Below are 16,914 nucleotides of genomic sequence, written 5' to 3' on the forward strand. Positions count from 1 at the left end.
ATTTTTCGGAGAGCACATGAATTACCAGAACATCCTGTTCCATATCGAGAACGGCATCGCCACATTGACGCTGAACCGTCCGGAAAAACTGAACAGCTTCACCCAGGCGATGCACCTGGAAGTGCGCCACGCGCTGGCGCTTACCGCCACCGACCCGAGCGTGCGCGTGCTGCTGCTGACCGGCGCCGGCCGCGGCTTTTGCGCCGGCCAGGATTTATCGGACCGCGCCGTCGAACCGGGCGCGCAAGGCGTCGACCTTGGCGACTCGGTCGAGCAGTATTACGCGCCGCTGGTGCTGTCGCTCAAAGCCTTGCCGATGCCGGTGATCTGCGCCGTCAACGGCGTTGCCGCCGGCGCCGGCGCCAACATCGCGCTCGCCTGCGACATCGTGCTGGCGGCGAAATCGGCCAGCTTCGTCGAAGTATTTTGTAAACTCGGCCTGATCCCCGACACCGGCGGCACCTGGCACTTGCCGCGCCTGATCGGCCACGCGCGCGCCATGGGCCTGGCCATGCTGGGCGAAAAACTGGACGCCGAAACGGCCGAACAATGGGGCCTGATCTGGAAGTGCGTGCCCGACGCCGCCTTGATGGACCAAGCCAATGCGATGGCCGCGCACTTCGCAGTAGCGCCGACCAAGGGCCTGGCGTTCACCAAGAAAGCGCTGCAGGCAAGCTACACGAACACCCTGCCCGAGCAGCTCAAGCTGGAAGCGGCGATGATGCGTGAACTGGGGCACAGCCATGATTACAAGGAAGGTGTCGCCGCGTTCATCGCGAAACGCCCGGCCAATTTCCGCGGAGAGTAACGATGACAGCGCATTTTAATCACACTGCACTGGAAGAAGGCAGCATCGTCGCCGTGATCGGCAGCGGCGCCATGGGTTCGGGCATCGCGCAGGTGGCGGCCAGCGCCGGCCACCAGGTCATCCTGTTCGACACGCGTGTTGATGCCGCGGCAAAAGCGATCGCTGCCATCGGCAAGCTGTATGCCCGGCTGGTCGAGAAGGGCCGCATGACGGCCCATGACGCCGACGCCGCCAAGGCGCGCATACGGGTCGCCGCCACGCTCGCCGACGTGCGCGATTGCGTTCTCGTCGTCGAGGCGATCGTCGAGGATCTCGAGGTCAAGCGTTGCCTGTTCGCCGAACTCGAAACCATTGTCGCCGACACCTGCATCCTGGCCACCAACACCTCGTCGATTTCGGTCACTGCGATCGGCGCCGAATTGCGCCGCCCGCAGCGCCTGGTCGGCATGCACTTCTTCAACCCGGTACCGCTGATGGCGCTGGTCGAAGTGATTAGCGGCCTGGCCACCGAGCAGCAGGTCGCCGACACCGTGTTCGCCACCGCCGCGCGATGGGGCAAGAACCCGGTACACGCAAAATCGACCCCCGGCTTTATCGTCAACCGCGTCGCCCGTCCGTTTTACGCCGAGGCGCTGCGATTGCTGTCGGAGCAGGCCGCCGCCCCGGCCACGCTGGACGCGATCATGGTTGACTGCGGCGGTTTTCGCATGGGTCCCTTCGCCCTAATGGACCTGATCGGCCATGACGTCAATTTCGCGGTCACCCGCTCGGTTCACCAGGCCTATTTCGGCGACCCGCGCTTTACGCCGTCGGTGCTGCAGCAGGAGATGGTCAACGCCGGTTTCCTCGGCCGCAAAACGGGGCGCGGCTTTTACCGCTATGGCGACGACGACGTCAAGCCGGCGCCGCAGAGCGAAGCCGTTCAGCTGCGCCCCGAAACCGTCAGCGTCAGTGTCGAGCCCGGCGTCAATCATGCGGTGACCGGCTTGATTGCGCAGCGCCTGGCCGGCGCCGGCTTTACCGTGGCCCACCGTAAACCCTTGCCGGGCGCTCTTGAACACGAGGCGCCGGCCTTCCACTGCAACGGCGCGGCGATCTTTCTGACCGATGGCCGCAGCGCCACCGAGCGCGCCAACGCCAACAAGCATCCCGACACCGTCCTGTTCGACCTCGCCTTCGACTATGCGGGGGCGACGCGCATCGCGCTCGCGCGCGCCGACCAGTGCGGCGACGCGGCATACAACGCCGCGGTCGGGCTGTTCCAGGCCGCCGGCTTCATCGTCTCGCGCATCGACGACGTGCCCGGGATGGCGGTGATGCGCACCGTCGCCATGCTGGCCAACGAGGCGGCCGACGCCGTCAACCAGGGCGTCTGCAGCGCGGCAGCGGTCGACATCGCGATGCAAAAAGGCGTCAACTACCCGCGCGGCCCACTGGCCTGGACCGACGCGATCGGCGTGCGTCAGGTCGTCACCGTCCTGTCGAACCTGGCCACAAGCTACGGCGAAGAGCGCTACCGCGTCTCGCCGCTGCTGCGCCGCAAGCTGGCGGGAACAGCTGCGGGAACACGATTTTATGCATAGCAATCCACAGCTACTTGCCGAACTGGCCGGCAAAACCATGTACCAGCGCGACCCCACCAGCCAGGCCCTGGGCATGCTGCTGGCCGAAATCCGGCCCGGTTACGCGCGCATGACGATGACGGTGCGCGCCGACATGCTCAACGGCCACCAGAGCTGCCACGGCGGCTATATTTTCATGCTGGCCGACAGCGCCTTCGCGTTTGCCTGCAATTCGCATAATCACAACACGGTTGGCGCCGGCTGCAGCATCGACTACCTGGCCCCCGGCCGCGAGGGCGACCTGCTCACCGCCGAGGCGAGCGAGCAGGCGCTGGCCGGCAAGACCGGCGTGTACGACGTCAAGGTGAGCAACGGCGAAGGGCGCACCGTCGCCCTGTTTCGCGGAAAATCGCACCGGGTCGCCGGTATGGTGATTGAAGCGGCCAGCTGATTGGACGCTTTGGCCACAGCGGCGGCTTGAGTCCATATTCGAAGAACGAGGAGACAACATGGTTCAACGCATTCCCGCACCAGGCGACCTGGAGCCGATCGAGCGCGCCAGCGGCGACGAATTGCAAGCGCTGCAGCTCGAGCGCATGAAGTGGACGCTCAAGCACGCCTACGACAACGTGCCGCATTACCGTGCCGCGTTCGATGCCGCCGGCGTCCACCCGGGCGACCTGAAGTCGCTGGCCGACCTCGCCAAATTCCCGTTCACCGAAAAAAAGACCCTGCGCGAGAACTATCCATTCGGCCTGTTCGCGGTGCCGCGCGAAAAAGTCGTGCGCATCCATGCTTCGAGCGGCACCACTGGCAAGGCTACCGTGGTCGGCTACACGCAAAACGACATCGACACCTGGGCCGGCGTGGTGGCGCGCTCGATCCGCGCCTCGGGCGGGCGGCCCGGCGACATGGTCCACGTCGCCTACGGCTACGGCCTGTTCACCGGCGGCCTGGGTGCGCATTACGGCGCCGAGCGGCTCGGCTGCACGGTGATCCCGATGTCGGGCGGACAGACCGAGAAACAGGTCCAGCTGATCTGCGACTTCAAGCCGGACATCATCATGGTGACGCCGTCGTACATGCTCAACATCATCGAAGAATTTTCCCGCCAGGGGCTCGACGCGGCCGATTCTTCGCTCAACGTTGGCATCTTCGGCGCCGAGCCGTGGACCGACGCCATGCGCGGCGAGATCGAAGCACGCGCCGGCATCGACGCGGTCGATATCTACGGCCTGTCCGAAGTGATGGGGCCGGGCGTGGCCAGCGAATGCATCGAAAGCAAGGACGGCCCGGTGATCTGGGAAGACCATTTTTATCCTGAAGTCATCAACCCCGAGACTGGCGAAGTGGTGCTCGACGGCGAGGACGGCGAACTGGTATTGACGTCGCTGACCAAGGAAGCGCTGCCGATGATCCGCTACCGCACCCGCGACCTGACCCGGCTGCTGCCGCCGACGTCGCGCTCGATGCGCCGGATGGGCAAGATCACCGGGCGCTCGGACGACATGCTGATCATCCGCGGCGTCAACCTGTTCCCGACCCAGATCGAAGAGCTGATCCTCAAAATGCCGCTGCTGGCGCCGCATTACCAGCTGGTGGTCTGGCGCGACGGCCACCTCGACAAGCTCGACGTGCTTGCCGAGCTGCGCGAGAACTCGCAGTCGAAAGACAGCGTCGAGGCCCTGTGCCGTCAGCTCGAACACCAGATCAAGACCTTTGTCGGCGTCACTACCCGCGTGACCTTGATGGCCGCCAACGGCATCGAGCGCACCCTTACCGGCAAGGCCAGGCGCGTGATCGACAAGCGCACCAAGTCATAACCAGTAACCAGTAACCAGTAACCATCGTAACCCTTTCAAGTACCAGGAGCAGACCGTGACCCAGATTACCGACGCCTTCATTTGCGACGCCATCCGCACCCCGTTCGCCCGCTTTGGCGGCGCCCTCGCCACCGTGCGCGCCGACGACCTGGCCGCGCTGCCGATCGCGGCGCTGATCGCCCGCAATCCCGGCGTCGACTGGTCGCTGGTGGACGACGTCTATTACGGCTGTGCCAACCAGGCCGGCGAAGACAACCGCAATGTCGCCCACATGGCGGGCCTGTTGGCCGGCCTGCCGGTCGACGTCCCGGGCAGCACCATCAACCGCCTGTGCGGCTCGAGCATGGACGCGGTCGGCATGGGCGCGCGCGCCATCAAGGCCGGCGAAGCCCACCTGATCATCGCCGGCGGCGTCGAGTCGATGACGCGCGCGCCCTTCGTCATGGGCAAGGCCGACAGCGCATTTTCGCGCGCCGCCAAGATCGAAGACACCACCATCGGCTGGCGCTTCGTCAATCCGCTGATGAAAGCGCGATACGGTATCGATTCGATGCCGGAGACGGCCGAAAACGTCGCCCGTGAATTCAACGTCAGCCGCGCCGACCAGGATGCGTTCGCCATCCGCAGCCAGCAGCGCTGGGCCGCGGCCCACGCCGCCGGCTTTTTCAAGGACGAGATCGTCGCCGTCACGGTGCACCAGAAGAAAGGTGAATCAAAAGGTGGATCAAAAGGTGAGTCGCGCCAGTTCGACACCGACGAGCATCCGCGCCCGGACACCACCATCGAGATGCTGGCCAGGCTCAAGGGTGTTGTGACGGCCGACGGCAGCGTCACCGCCGGTAACGCGTCGGGCGTAAACGACGGCGCCTGCGCCATCCTGATCGCCTCAGGCAGCGCCGCCGCGCGCTTCGGCCTGACCCCGCGCGCGCGCGTGGTCGGCATGGCCACTGCCGGCCTGGCGCCGCGCATCATGGGCTTCGGCCCGTCGCCGGCGTCGAAAAAAGTGCTGGCGCAGACGGGACTTTCGATCGGCCAGATGGATGTCATCGAATTGAACGAAGCGTTCGCCGCCCAGGGCCTGGCGGTGATGCGCGACCTCGGCTTGCCCGATGATGCCGTTCACGTCAACCCGAACGGCGGCGCCATCGCCCTCGGCCACCCGCTCGGCGCTTCCGGCGCCCGGTTGATCACCACCGCCGTCAACCAGCTGCACCGCACAGGCGGGCGCTACGCCTTGTGCACCATGTGCATCGGCGTCGGCCAGGGTATTGCCATGATCATCGAACGCGTTTGATCGTTTTTATTAAAACAACCACCCCCGAGGAGACAAGAATGTTCAACCCCATACTCAAGAAAACCGTCCTGTTCGCAGCCATGGCCGCCGCCGCAACCGGCGCCTGCGCTGCCGCCGCGTCGGCCGCCGATCCGATTCGCATCGGCTCGGTGCTGTCGGTGTCGGGCCCGGCCGCATTCCTCGGCGACCCTGAACTGAAAACGCTGCAGCTGTACGTCGAGAAAATCAACGCCGAAGGCGGCGTCCTCGGCCGCAAGCTCGAACTGGTGCACTACGACGACGGCAGCGACGCCGCCAAAGCCAACAGCTTTACCAAGCGCCTGATCGAGTCCGACAAGGTCGACGTGCTGATCGGCGGCACCACCACCGGCGCGACCATGGCGATGGCGCCGCTGGTCGAGAAAGCCAGCCTGCCGTTCATTTCGCTGGCCGGCGCCGTGGTGGTGATCGATCCGGTCAAGAAGTGGGTGTTCAAGACGCCGCACACCGATCGCATGGCGGCCGAAAAAGTATTTGAGGACATGAAAAAACGCGGCATCAACAAGGTCGGCCTGCTGTCGGAAACCAGCGGCTTCGGCGCGTCCGGCCGCAAGGAAGCCCAGGCTGTCGCTGCCAAATACGGCATCACGCTGGTGGCCGATGAAACCTACGGCCCGAAAGACACCGACATCACGGCGCAGCTGACCCGCATCAAGAGCGCGCCCGGCGTACAGGCCCTGTTTGTATTCGGCCTGGGCCAGGGGCCGGCGGTCGTCACCAAGAACTACGGCCAGCTTGCCATGGCAAGCCTCCCGATGTACCAGTCGCACGGCGTCGCCTCGGATGAATACCTGAAACTGTCGGGCAAGGCCGCCGAAGGCGTACGCCTGCCGACGCCGGCGCTGCTGATCGCCGGCGCGCTGCCTGCGGGCGACGCGCAAAAGCCGGTCGTTACCAACTACGACAAGGCCTACAAAGAGCGCTACAAGACGGAGCCGTCGACCTTCGGCGGCTACGCCCTCGACGCCCTGAACCTGTCGGTCGACGCCATCAAGCGCGCCGGCGGCACCGACCGCGAGAAGGTGCGCGCGGCGCTGGAAAGTACCAAGGGCTTCGTCGGTACTACCGGCGTTTTTAACATGTCGCCGCTTAACCACATGGGACTGGACTTGTCGGCGTTCCGCATGGTCGAAGTGAAGAACGGCGACTGGCAGCTGCTGAAATAAAGCGGTAGTTACCCACACCCCATGGACGATACTTCGATGCTTCCTCAATTCCTCCAGTTCCTGTATTCGGGAATGACGGTCGGATCAAGCTATGCGCTCGCCGCGTTGGGCTTCACGATCATCTACAACACCAGCGGCGTGATCAACTTCGCCCAGGGCGAGTTCATCATGCTGGGCGGGATGCTGGCGGCCATCATGGCCGGCGCCGGCGTGCCGATGCCGCTGGCGATCGTCGGCGCCGTCGTCGCCACCGCCGTGGTCGGGCTGGTGATGGAGAAATCGGTCATCGAACCGGCCAGGAACGCGCAGGTGGTCAGCCTGATCATCATCACGATCGGGGCGTCGCTGACGATCCGCGGCCTGGTGCAGATCTGGCTGGGCAAGGGCACCCATTCGCTGGCGCCGTTTTCGGGTGACACGCCGATCGTGCTGCTGGGCGCGAGCCTGCTGCCGCAAAGCCTGTGGGTGCTGGGCGTCACGCTGGCCATTGTCGGCGCCCTGGCCTGGTTTTTTGGCCGCACCCTGCTCGGCAAGGCGATGCTGGCAACTTCGCACAACAAGCTGGCCGCGCAGCTGGTCGGCATCGACACGCGGCGCGTGCTGCTGCTGTCGTTCGGCCTGTCGGCGCTGCTCGGCGCCGTCGGCGGCATCCTGGTCGCGCCGATCACCTACACCTCTTACGACGCCGGCATCATGCTGGGCCTGAAAGGTTTTGTGGCCGCGGTGCTGGGTGGACTTGGCGGCGGCGTCGGCGCGGTCGCCGGTGGCCTGATCCTCGGCATCGCCGAAGCCATGACGGCTGGCTACATTTCGTCGTCATACAAGGATGCGGTGCCGTTTGTGCTGATCCTGCTGATCCTGTTCTTTATGCCGCGCGGCCTGTTCGGCGCCAAGCTGTCGGAGCGCGTATGAAGTGTCTGCAATCACGGCACCGCGGTTTATTGATCCTCGCCCTGGTACTGGCGGTGCTGCCGCTGGTGCTGCCGAACGCCTTCTACGTCGACGTCGCGATCCGCATCGCGCTCAACGCCATCGTCGTCATCGCGCTCAATCTGCTGATAGGTTACACCGGCCAGATCAGCCTCGGGCACGCTGGCTTTTACGGTCTCGGCGCCTATGCCTCGGCAGCGCTCACCACCCACTTCGACTGGCCGCCGCTGGCAGCGCTGGCCGCCGGCGCGCTTGCCACCGGCCTGTTGGCGTGGGTGCTGGCGCGGCCGGTGCTCAAACTGAAAGGGCACACGCTGGCGATGGCCACGCTGGGCCTGGGCATCATCATATCGATCGTCATCAACAATGAAGGGCGATGGACCGGCGGGCCCGATGGCATGTCGGTGCCGGCATTCGCGCTGGCCGGCATCACCATCGCCGGCGAAACCAGCTGGTACATCGTGGCGGCCGTGTTGCTGCTGTTGATGACGTGGCTGGCGCTGAACCTGATCGATTCGCCGGTTGGCCGCGCGCTGCAGGCGATCCATGGTTCCGAGATCGCCGCGCGCGTGGCCGGCGTCGACACCACCAGGTTCAAGGTGCGCGTGTTCGTGCTGTCGGCGGTAGTGGCCAGCATCGCCGGCTCGATTTCCGCCCATTACATCGGTTTTATCACGCCCGGCATGGCCGGCTTTTTCCACTCGATCGAACTGGTGACGATGGTGGTGGTAGGGGGCATGGCGTCGGTATTTGGCTCGATCATCGGCGCCGCGCTGCTGACCATCTTGCCGCAGTTGCTGCAGGCGTTCGAAGGCTGGGAAGTGGTGGTGTTCGGCGTGATCTTGATGGGTACCATGATCTTCATGCCCAAAGGACTGGTGCCGAGCATCGCACAGCGCCTGCGATCGCGCAGGAAGTGACATGCTGACCATCGAACATCTCAGCAAGAGCTTCGGCGGCGTGCACGCGGTGCAGGACGTGTCGTTCACGGCGCGCGAAGGGGCGATCCATTCGGTGATCGGCCCCAACGGCGCCGGCAAGACCACGCTGTTCAACCTGGTCAGCGGGATCTACGCGCCGACGTCGGGCCGCATCATGTTGAACGGCGAAGACGTCGCCGGCCTAGCGCCCGATGCGCTGGCGCGGCGCGGCCTGTCCCGCACTTTTCAAAACCTCCAGGTGTGCATGAACATGACGGCGATCGACAACGTCATGGTCGGCGCGCATCTTCGCCTGAACCAGAACCTGTTCGCTTCGATGCTGCGCCTGCCGGCGGTGCGCCGGATGGACGTGCAATGCCGCGCGGAAGCGGCACGGCTGATGGAGTTTGTCGGCGTCGGAGCGTACAAGGATGCCGACGCCGGCCAGATGCCGTACGGCGCCCTCAAGCGGCTCGAGATCGCCCGGGCGCTGGCGGCCAGTCCCAAAATTCTTCTGCTGGACGAACCGGCCGCCGGCCTCAATCACACCGAAACGGGCGAGATCGAGGAACTGATCCGCAAAATCGCGCAGTCTGGCGTCACCGTGCTGTTGGTCGAGCACGACATGAAACTGGTGATGAACCTGTCGGAGCATATCCTGGTGCTCGACTACGGCAAGACGCTCGCGGTCGGCACCGGCGCCGAAGTGCGCGCCAACCCCGACGTCATTGCCGCCTATCTTGGCGCCCCGGCGTAACGGGAAAAAGGAAACCAGATGCGAGATTTTTCAAGCGCGCCGCCAGTGCTGCAAATCCGGGCCCTGCATAGCCATTACGGTCCGATCCAGGCGCTGCACGGCATCGACATCGACGTGCGCCAGGGGCAACTGGTGGCGCTGGTCGGCGCCAACGGCGCCGGCAAGACCACCTTGCTGCGGGCGATCTCGGGGGTGCAGCCGGTAAGCGGCGGCGCCATCGCGTTTGGGGACGTCGACATCACCCGCGCCAGCCCCGACCAGCGCGTGCGCGCCGGCATCTGCCAGGTGCCGGAAGGGCGCCAGGTATTCGGCCCGATGTCGGTTGAAGACAACCTGCGCCTGGGTGCCTACACGCGGCCCAAAACCGAACTGGCCGGCGACCTGGAACGGGTCTACGCGCTGTTCCCGGTGCTTGAGGAAAAGCGCCTGCTGGTGGCCGGCATGCTGTCGGGCGGCCAGCAGCAGATGCTGGCGATGGCGCGCGCGCTGATGGGCCACCCGAAGCTGCTGCTGCTCGACGAGCCGAGCATGGGCCTGGCGCCGCTCCTGATCCGCGACATCTTCCGCATCGTCGAAGGCTTGCGCGACGAGGGCATCACGATTTTCTTGGTCGAGCAGAACGCCCACGCGGCGCTGGCGATTGCCGACGTCGGTTACGTCATCGAAACCGGCGCCATCGTGCTGTCTGGCCCCGGCCCCGAACTGCTGGGCAACGAGCAGGTGCAATCGGCCTATTTAGGCATGTAACCCGGCATGTAACCCGGCATGTAACAAGGAGAACACGGCATGGTCAAGGTCTATGAAATCAATGGCGTCACCCCGGTGGTGCATCCGCTGGCGTACGTCCATCCGAGCGCGGTGCTGATCGGCGACGTCATCGTCGGCCCGCGCTGCTACGTCGGTCCGCTGGCGTCGATGCGCGGCGACTTCGGCCGGCTGGTGCTGGAAGAGGGCGCCAACTTGCAGGACTGCTGCGTGATGCACGGTTTTCCGGGCGACGACACGGTGGTCGAAGTCGATGGCCATATCGGCCACGGCGCGGTGCTGCACGGCTGCCGCATCAAGCGCAACGCGATGGTCGGCATGAACGCGGTGGTGATGGACCAGGCGGTGGTGGGCGAAGACTCGATCATCGCCGCGATGAGCTTCATCAAGGCCGGCATGGTGATCCCGCCGCGCAGCATGGTGATGGGGGTGCCGGCGAAGGTGGTGCGCGCGCTCGAAGAGAAGGAAATCGCGTGGAAGAGTTTCGGCACGAAACAGTACCACGAACTGGTCGTGCGCTCGATGCAGACCATGCGCGAAGTCGATTCGCACGATGAGGTCGAGCCTGGCCGCAAGCGCATCGAGTTCGGCTTCGACATGCACAAGCCAAAAGCTTAAGCCAGGGGTCAGACCCGATTGTGCCGTTGGGGTCTGACCCCGATTGAGGTAGTGCCCGCGACCGGAAGTACTGGGGTTGACTTTGCGTCAACCCCTGCGTCATTTACGAATTTGGAGAACCGCCATGACCAACATCTCAACCCTGCAAAGCCTGATCGGCGGCCGCTGGCTCGGCAAAGAGGCGCATATGCCGCTGCACAGCGCCATCGACAGCCAGCTTATTTTCCACACCCACGCCGAGAAAATCGATTTCGACGAGGCCGTCGTCTACGCCCGCAAGACCGGCGTGCCTGCCCTGATGTCACTGGACTTTCAGACCCGCGCCGCGCGCCTGAAAGCGCTGGCGGTGTACCTGATGGGCCGCAAGGAAGAGCTGTACGAGATTTCGCGCCACACCGGCGCCACACGCGCGGACAGCTGGGTCGACGTCGAAGGCGGCATCGGCACCTTGTTCGCGTTTGCCAGCATGGGCAGTCGCGAGCTGCCGTCGTCGAACGTGCTGCACGAAGGCCCGGCGCTTGCGCTCGGCAAGCGCGGCGGCTTTGCCGGCACCCACATCCTGGTGCCGCGCGGCGGCCTGGCGGTGCACATCAACGCATTCAATTTCCCGATCTGGGGCCTGCTTGAAAAATTTGCGCCCAGTTTTCTGGCCGCGATGCCGTGCATCGGCAAGCCGGCCACGGCCACGAGTTACCTGACCGAAGCGGTGGTGCGCATGATGACGGAATCGAGCCTGCTGCCCGAGGGCAGCCTCCAGCTGGTGATCGGCAGCACCGGCGACCTGCTCGACCGTCTGAACGGGGCTGACGTGGTGACCTTCACCGGTTCGGCCGACACCGCCCTCAAACTGCGCGCCAATAGAAACCTGCTGGCCAACTCGGTGCCGTTCACCGCCGAAGCGGACTCGCTCAACTGCGCCATCCTCGGGCCCGACGTCACGCCGGACGACCCGGAGTTCGAGCTGTTCGTCAAGGAAGTGGCGCGCGAAATGACCGGCAAGGCCGGCCAGAAATGTACGGCGATTCGGCGCATCATCGTGCCGCAGAATCAGGTCGATGCGGTGGCCGAACGGCTGCGCGAGAAGCTGGCAAAGATCGTCGTCGGCGACCCGAGAATGGCAGGCGTGCGGATGGGCGCGCTGGCGTCGATGGATCAGCATCGCGACGTCGGCGAAAGAGTCGCCATGCTCGCCGAAGGCAACGAAATCGTATTCGGCGCGCGCGACGGCTTTGCGCCAGTCGGCGAAGGCTGCGCCAACGGCGCCTTCTTTGCGCCGACCTTGCTGTTGTGCCGCAACGCCATGAGCAACGACGCCGTGCACGACGTCGAAGCGTTCGGCCCGGTCAGCACCCTGATGACGTATTCCGGCATCGGCGAAGCGGTGGCGCTGGCCGCGCGCGGCAAGGGCAGCCTGGTGTCGACGCTGTGCACCAAGGATCCTATGATTGCCGCGCGCGCGGTCCCTGGCCTGGCGGCGTATCACGGCCGCGTGCTGGTACTCGAGCGTGAAGCGGCGGTCGACTCGACCGGCCACGGCTCGCCGCTGCCCCAGCTCAAGCACGGCGGCCCGGGCCGCGCCGGCGGCGGCGAGGAACTCGGCGGCATCCGCGCGGTGCGCCACTTTCTGCAGCGCGCCGCCCTCCAGGGCTCGCCGACCATGCTCGCCGCCGTCACGGGCGAATACGTGCGCGGCGCCGCGGTGCAGGAGAGCCAACTGCACCCGTTCCGCAAATATTTCGAAGACCTCGACATGGGCGACTCGCTGCTGACGCACCGGCGCACCGTGACCGAGGCCGACATCGTGGGCTTTGGCGGCATCTCGGGCGACTTTTTCTATATGCACTTCGACGAGATCGCGGCCAAGGATTCGCAGTTCGGCAAGCGCATCGCGCACGGTTATTTCGTGCTGTCGGCCGCCGCCGGGCTGTTCGTTTCGCCGGCGCCAGGTCCCGTGCTGGCCAACTACGGCCTCGACAACCTGCGTTTCATCACCCCGGTGGGCATCGGCGACACCATCCGCGCGCGCCTGACGTGCAAGCGCAAGGTCGACCGCAACCGCGTCGATGAAAAAGGCGTCGGCCAGGGCGTGGTGGCGTGGGACGTGCAAGTGACCAACCAACACGAAGAGCTGGTAGCCAGCTACGACATTTTGACACTGGTGATGAAGCGCTCGTAGTATTCGTTTAAAACGGCGCACCTTGTATTGACGTCGGCGGCGCCCCGCGCAGGCACGAAAAAATCCGTGTAATATCCGAATTGTCTTTCCTCAAATAATTACAAAAGGAGCGCTGCATGGCGAAGCTGAACGTCAACGGGATGGTGCGTGAATTCGAAGCGGAGGATGACACGCCTCTGCTGTGGGTGCTGCGCGAGCAGCTTGGCCTGACCGGTACCAAATACGGCTGCGGCGTTGCCCAGTGCGGCGCCTGCACGGTGCATATCGATGGCGAACCGACCCGCACCTGCGTGCGTCCGGTGTTCACCGTCACCGCCACGCAAAAGATCGTGACGATCGAAGGCCTGTCGAAGGATGGCTCGCATCCGGTGCAGAAGGCCTGGGCCGCGCTCGACGTGCCGCAATGCGGTTTTTGCCAGTCCGGCATGATCATGGCCGCTAGCGCCCTGCTCAAACAGAAACCGAAACCGAGCGATGCCGACATCGACAGCGCGATGACCAATATCTGCCGTTGCGGCACCTACAACCGTGTGCGCGCCGCCATCAAGGTCGTCGCCGCGGGCGGCGATGTCAAGAGCGCGGGCCTGGCAATTAAACACGTCGAACGCAGCGAACGGAGCAAGGCATGAGCTGCCCTGCTATCGCCTCGCCTTCCCGTCGCGGCTTTTTGAAAACGTCCGGCGCCGCCGGCCTGGTGCTGGCCTTTCACATTCCCTTTGGCGGCGAGGCTGCAGCCCAGGATTTGCCTGCCAAGCCGGAAATCAACGCCTGGGTTGTCGTGAAACCCGACGACACGATCGTCATCCGCATCGCGCGCTCCGAGATGGGGCAGGGCACGCTGACCGGCCTGGCCCAGCTGGTGGCCGAGGAGCTGGACGCCGACTGGAGCCGCGTTACGACCGAATATCCGACCCCCGGCCAAAGCCTGGCGCGCAACCGCGTATGGGGCAGCTTTTCGACCGGCGGCAGCCGCGGCATGCGCGACTCGCACGAGTACGTGCGCAAGGGCGGCGCCGGCGCGCGCATGATGCTGGTGCAGGCCGCCGCTGCCGAATGGAAGGTGCCGGCGTCCGAATGCGTGGCCGCCAACAGCGTCATCACGCATACCCCGTCCGGCCGCACGACCAGCTATGGCAAGGTGGCGAGCGCCGCCGGCAAGCTGGCGCCACCCGCCGCCGCCGACATCGCACTCAAGGACCCGGCGCAGTGGAAGCTGGCCGGCAAGCGCCTGGCCCGCCTGGACACCGTCAACAAGACCAACGGTTCGCAGGTCTACGGCATGGATTTGACCATGCCGGGCATGCTCAACGCCGCCATCAAGGACTGCCCGGTTTTCGGCGGCAAAGTCAAAAGCTTCGACGCCGCCGCGATCGAAAAACGCCCCGGCATCAAGAAGGTGCTGCAGATCGGCGACAGCGCGGTGGTGGTAGTGGCCGACACCTGGTGGCGCGCGCGCAGCGCGTTGGAGGCGATGCCGATCGTCTGGGACGAGGGGCCGAACGCCAAGCTGTCCAGTCTTGACATCGCGGCCACCTTGAAAGCCGGGCTGGTTGCCGATGACGCCGTCATCGGCAACCAGAACGGCGACGCGCGCGCCGCCATCGCCAGCGCGGTACGCAAGGTCGAAGCGGTGTACTCGTACCCGTACCAGAACCACGCGACCATGGAAACCATGAACGCGACCGCCAGGTGGACGCCGGAACTGTGCGAGGTGTGGACCCCGACCCAGAACGGCGAGGCTGCGCTGGCGGCGGCGGCCGAAGCTGCCGGCCTGCCGCCCGCCAAGTGCGAAATCTATAAACTGCACCTGGGCGGCGGCTTCGGCCGGCGCGGCGCCGTGCACGACTGGGTGCGCCAGGCGGTGGAGATCGCCAAGGCGATGCCGGGAACGCCCGTCAAACTGATCTGGTCGCGCGAAGAAGACATGCTGCACGGACGCTATCATCCGGTCACCCAGTGCAAGATGACTGCCGGGCTGGACGCCAAGGGCGAGATTACCGGTGTGCACATGCGCATCTCGGGCCAGTCGATCCTGGCATCGGTAGCGCCGCAGTCGATCAAGGACGGCAAGGACCCGGTGGTGTTCCAGGGCCTGAACGCGCCGGGGCCGGAGGCCTCGATCGGCTACACCTTCCCCAATTTGCTGGTCGACCATGCGATGCGCAACCCGCCGGTGCCGGCCGGCTTCTGGCGCGGCGTGAACCTGAACCAGAACGCGGTCTACCTCGAGTGCTTTATCGACGAAATCGCGCACGCCACAAAGCAGGACCCGCTGGCGCTGCGCCGCAAGCTGATGGTCAATAGCCCAAAGCACCTCGCGGTGTTAAATGCGGTGGCACAGCGCGTCGGCTGGGACAAGAAGCCGGCCAAGGGTGTCTTTCGCGGCCTGTCGCAGACCATGGGCTTCGGCAGTTACGTCGCCGCCTGCGCCGAGGTCTCGGTCGACAAGGCCGGCAAGCTCAAGATCCACCGCATCGTCGCGGCCACCGATTCGGGCCACGCGGTCAACCCGCAGCAGATCGAGGCGCAGGTCGAGGGTTCCTTCGTCTACGGCCTGTCGGCGGCTTTGTTTGGCGAGTGCACCGTCAAGAACGGCCGCATGGAGCAGGACAACTTCAGCACCTACCCGGTGATGCTGCTTGCCGACATGCCCAAGGTCGAGACCATCGTCATGCCGTCGGGCGGCTTCTGGGGCGGGGTCGGCGAGCCGACCATCGCGGTGGCCGCGCCGGCGGTGCTCAACGCGATTTTTGCTGCCACCGGCAAGCGCGTGCGCGACCTGCCGCTCAAGAACCATAGCCTGAAGGCGTAGCCGAGGATGCATTGTTGAAATCGATGCGCATTGTTGCCTGCCTGCTGTTTGCGTGTGCCGGTGCCGGTGCCGGTGCTGCGGCGCGGGCACAAACCGACAGCATCGCCGCGCCGCTCACCGCCGAAGCGGGCGATGCGGCGCGCGGGCGGGCCATCGTGGCCGATCGCCAGCTCGGCCTGTGCCTGCTGTGCCACAGCGCGCCGATTGCCGAGGAGCGCTTCCAGGGCAACCTGGCACCAAGCCTGGACGGCGCTGGTGCGCGCTGGTCTGGCAGCCAGCTGCGCATGCGGATGGTCGACGCCAGCGCGTTTAATTCCGAAACCATCATGCCGTCCTATTTCAAACCGGGTGGCGCGCCGCGTACGCCGGCCGCGCTGCGAGGCAAAACCATCCTCAGCGCGCAGCAGGTGGAAGATGTCGTGGCGTATCTGCAGACCTTGGGTGCGCCATGACGGCAATCGACAAGTTGGACCGTAGCCGCCGCAAGGCACTCGCCGGCCTTGGCGCGTTGCTGCTGGTGCCGGTGGGGCCGGCCTGCGCCACGCCCGAAAAAATGGCCGCCGCAATCGATGCATTTACCGGCGCCGCCACGCCGCGGCGTGGCGGCATCACGCTCGAGGTGGCGTCGCTGGTCGACAACGGCAATACGGTGCCGATCACGGTGCGCGTGGATAGCCCGATGACGGCAATTGACCACGTCGCCGCGATTGCCGTCTTTAACGAACGCAATCCGGAAACCGGCGTCGCCGTGTTCACGCTCGGTGCGCGCGCCGGCAAGGCCGAGGTGTCGACGCGCATCCGCATGGCCACGTCGCAGAAACTGGTGGCGGTGGCGCGCATGAGCGACGGCAGTTTCCGGATCCACAGCGCCGACGTGGTGGTGGCGTTAGCCGCGTGCATTGAGGGGGAGGCGTAAATGGCGCGCGCCCTGGTCCACATGCAAGCTACCGCCCGGCGCGGCGAGGTAATCGGGATTCGCGCCCTGATCGGCCACCCGATGGAAACGGGCTACCGGCCCGGTGCCGACGGCAAGGTACTTGAACGCGACATCATCCGCCGTTTCACGTGCCGCTACAACGGCGAAATCGTCTTCTCGGCCGAGCTGCACCAGGCCATCGCGGCCAATCCCTACATCGCCTTTTACACGGTCGCAGTCGAGAGCGGATCGCTCGAATTCAAATGGGAGGGCGACCGCGGATTCGTCCAGGCCGAGACCATGCCGATCACGGTGACGGGGTAGCCGC

17 protein-coding genes are annotated in these 16,914 nt (G+C 65.4%); all 17 read left to right on the forward strand.

What is annotated here, in order from left to right; translation table 11 throughout:
• Nucleotides 1-16 precede the first annotated feature (16 nt).
• The 17 genes from paaG (at nt 17) to soxZ (ending at nt 16,910) form a co-directional block, all read left to right on the forward strand.
• A complete protein-coding gene (paaG, locus tag CR103_RS01340) occupies nt 17-808 on the forward strand; it encodes a 2-(1,2-epoxy-1,2-dihydrophenyl)acetyl-CoA isomerase PaaG (protein ID WP_099914188.1) in 792 nt (263 codons plus the stop codon).
• A gap of 2 nt (nt 809-810) precedes the next feature.
• Nucleotides 811-2,391, forward strand: a complete 1,581-nt coding sequence (gene paaH, locus CR103_RS01345; protein ID WP_099914189.1) for a 3-hydroxyacyl-CoA dehydrogenase PaaH — start codon at nt 811-813, stop codon at nt 2,389-2,391.
• The gene (paaI, locus tag CR103_RS01350) at nt 2,384-2,821 is read left to right on the forward strand and encodes a hydroxyphenylacetyl-CoA thioesterase PaaI (protein ID WP_099914190.1); all 438 of its coding nucleotides are present in this window, start codon (nt 2,384-2,386) and stop codon (nt 2,819-2,821) included. The genes paaH and paaI overlap by 8 nt, the downstream gene beginning before the upstream one ends.
• A 58-nt stretch (nt 2,822-2,879) precedes the next feature.
• Nucleotides 2,880-4,193 carry a phenylacetate--CoA ligase PaaK gene (gene paaK / locus CR103_RS01355; protein ID WP_099914191.1) on the forward strand — a complete coding sequence of 438 codons (1,314 nt, stop codon included), beginning with the start codon at nt 2,880-2,882 and terminating at the stop codon, nt 4,191-4,193.
• A gap of 64 nt (nt 4,194-4,257) precedes the next feature.
• Nucleotides 4,258-5,487: a 3-oxoadipyl-CoA thiolase gene (pcaF, locus tag CR103_RS01360; RefSeq protein WP_099914323.1), complete on the forward strand. Its 1,230-nt coding sequence runs from the start codon at nt 4,258-4,260 to the stop codon at nt 5,485-5,487.
• Nucleotides 5,488-5,567: 80 nt separating this feature from the next.
• Nucleotides 5,568-6,692 carry an ABC transporter substrate-binding protein gene (locus CR103_RS01365; RefSeq protein WP_307719659.1) on the forward strand — a complete coding sequence of 375 codons (1,125 nt, stop codon included), beginning with the start codon at nt 5,568-5,570 and terminating at the stop codon, nt 6,690-6,692.
• 36 nt (nt 6,693-6,728) lie between these two features.
• A complete protein-coding gene (locus CR103_RS01370; protein ID WP_180279237.1) occupies nt 6,729-7,604 on the forward strand; it encodes a branched-chain amino acid ABC transporter permease in 876 nt (291 codons plus the stop codon).
• A complete protein-coding gene (locus tag CR103_RS01375; RefSeq protein WP_099914194.1) occupies nt 7,601-8,542 on the forward strand; it encodes a branched-chain amino acid ABC transporter permease in 942 nt (313 codons plus the stop codon). Before CR103_RS01370 ends, CR103_RS01375 begins: the two co-directional genes overlap by 4 nt.
• Nucleotide 8,543: 1 nt before the next feature.
• Nucleotides 8,544-9,299, forward strand: coding sequence for an ABC transporter ATP-binding protein (locus CR103_RS01380; RefSeq protein WP_099914195.1), 756 nt, complete (start codon nt 8,544-8,546; stop codon nt 9,297-9,299).
• A gap of 18 nt (nt 9,300-9,317) precedes the next feature.
• The gene (locus tag CR103_RS01385) at nt 9,318-10,046 is read left to right on the forward strand and encodes an ABC transporter ATP-binding protein (RefSeq protein WP_099914196.1); all 729 of its coding nucleotides are present in this window, start codon (nt 9,318-9,320) and stop codon (nt 10,044-10,046) included.
• A gap of 39 nt (nt 10,047-10,085) precedes the next feature.
• The gene (locus CR103_RS01390) at nt 10,086-10,682 is read left to right on the forward strand and encodes a phenylacetic acid degradation protein PaaY (protein WP_099914197.1); all 597 of its coding nucleotides are present in this window, start codon (nt 10,086-10,088) and stop codon (nt 10,680-10,682) included.
• A 124-nt stretch (nt 10,683-10,806) separates the two neighbouring features.
• On the forward strand, nt 10,807-12,858 hold the full coding sequence (gene paaZ / locus CR103_RS01395; RefSeq protein WP_099914198.1) for a phenylacetic acid degradation bifunctional protein PaaZ: 2,052 nt from the start codon (nt 10,807-10,809) through the stop codon (nt 12,856-12,858).
• Between the two features lie 116 nt (nt 12,859-12,974).
• A complete protein-coding gene (locus CR103_RS01400; RefSeq protein ID WP_099914199.1) occupies nt 12,975-13,487 on the forward strand; it encodes a (2Fe-2S)-binding protein in 513 nt (170 codons plus the stop codon).
• Nucleotides 13,484-15,670: a xanthine dehydrogenase family protein molybdopterin-binding subunit gene (locus CR103_RS01405; protein ID WP_099914200.1), complete on the forward strand. Its 2,187-nt coding sequence runs from the start codon at nt 13,484-13,486 to the stop codon at nt 15,668-15,670. Before CR103_RS01400 ends, CR103_RS01405 begins: the two co-directional genes overlap by 4 nt.
• A 23-nt stretch (nt 15,671-15,693) precedes the next feature.
• On the forward strand, nt 15,694-16,122 hold the full coding sequence (soxX, locus tag CR103_RS01410; protein WP_099914201.1) for a sulfur oxidation c-type cytochrome SoxX: 429 nt from the start codon (nt 15,694-15,696) through the stop codon (nt 16,120-16,122).
• Complete coding sequence (locus CR103_RS01415) at nt 16,119-16,586, forward strand: SoxY-related AACIE arm protein (RefSeq protein ID WP_099914202.1); 468 nt, start codon at nt 16,119-16,121, stop codon at nt 16,584-16,586. Before soxX ends, CR103_RS01415 begins: the two co-directional genes overlap by 4 nt.
• Nucleotides 16,587-16,910 carry a thiosulfate oxidation carrier complex protein SoxZ gene (soxZ, locus tag CR103_RS01420; protein WP_099914203.1) on the forward strand — a complete coding sequence of 108 codons (324 nt, stop codon included), beginning with the start codon at nt 16,587-16,589 and terminating at the stop codon, nt 16,908-16,910.
• Nucleotides 16,911-16,914: the final 4 nt, after the last annotated feature.

This window comes from Massilia psychrophila, from assembly GCF_002760665.1.
Taxonomy (GTDB): Bacteria; Pseudomonadota; Gammaproteobacteria; order Burkholderiales; family Burkholderiaceae_D; genus JAFCUW01.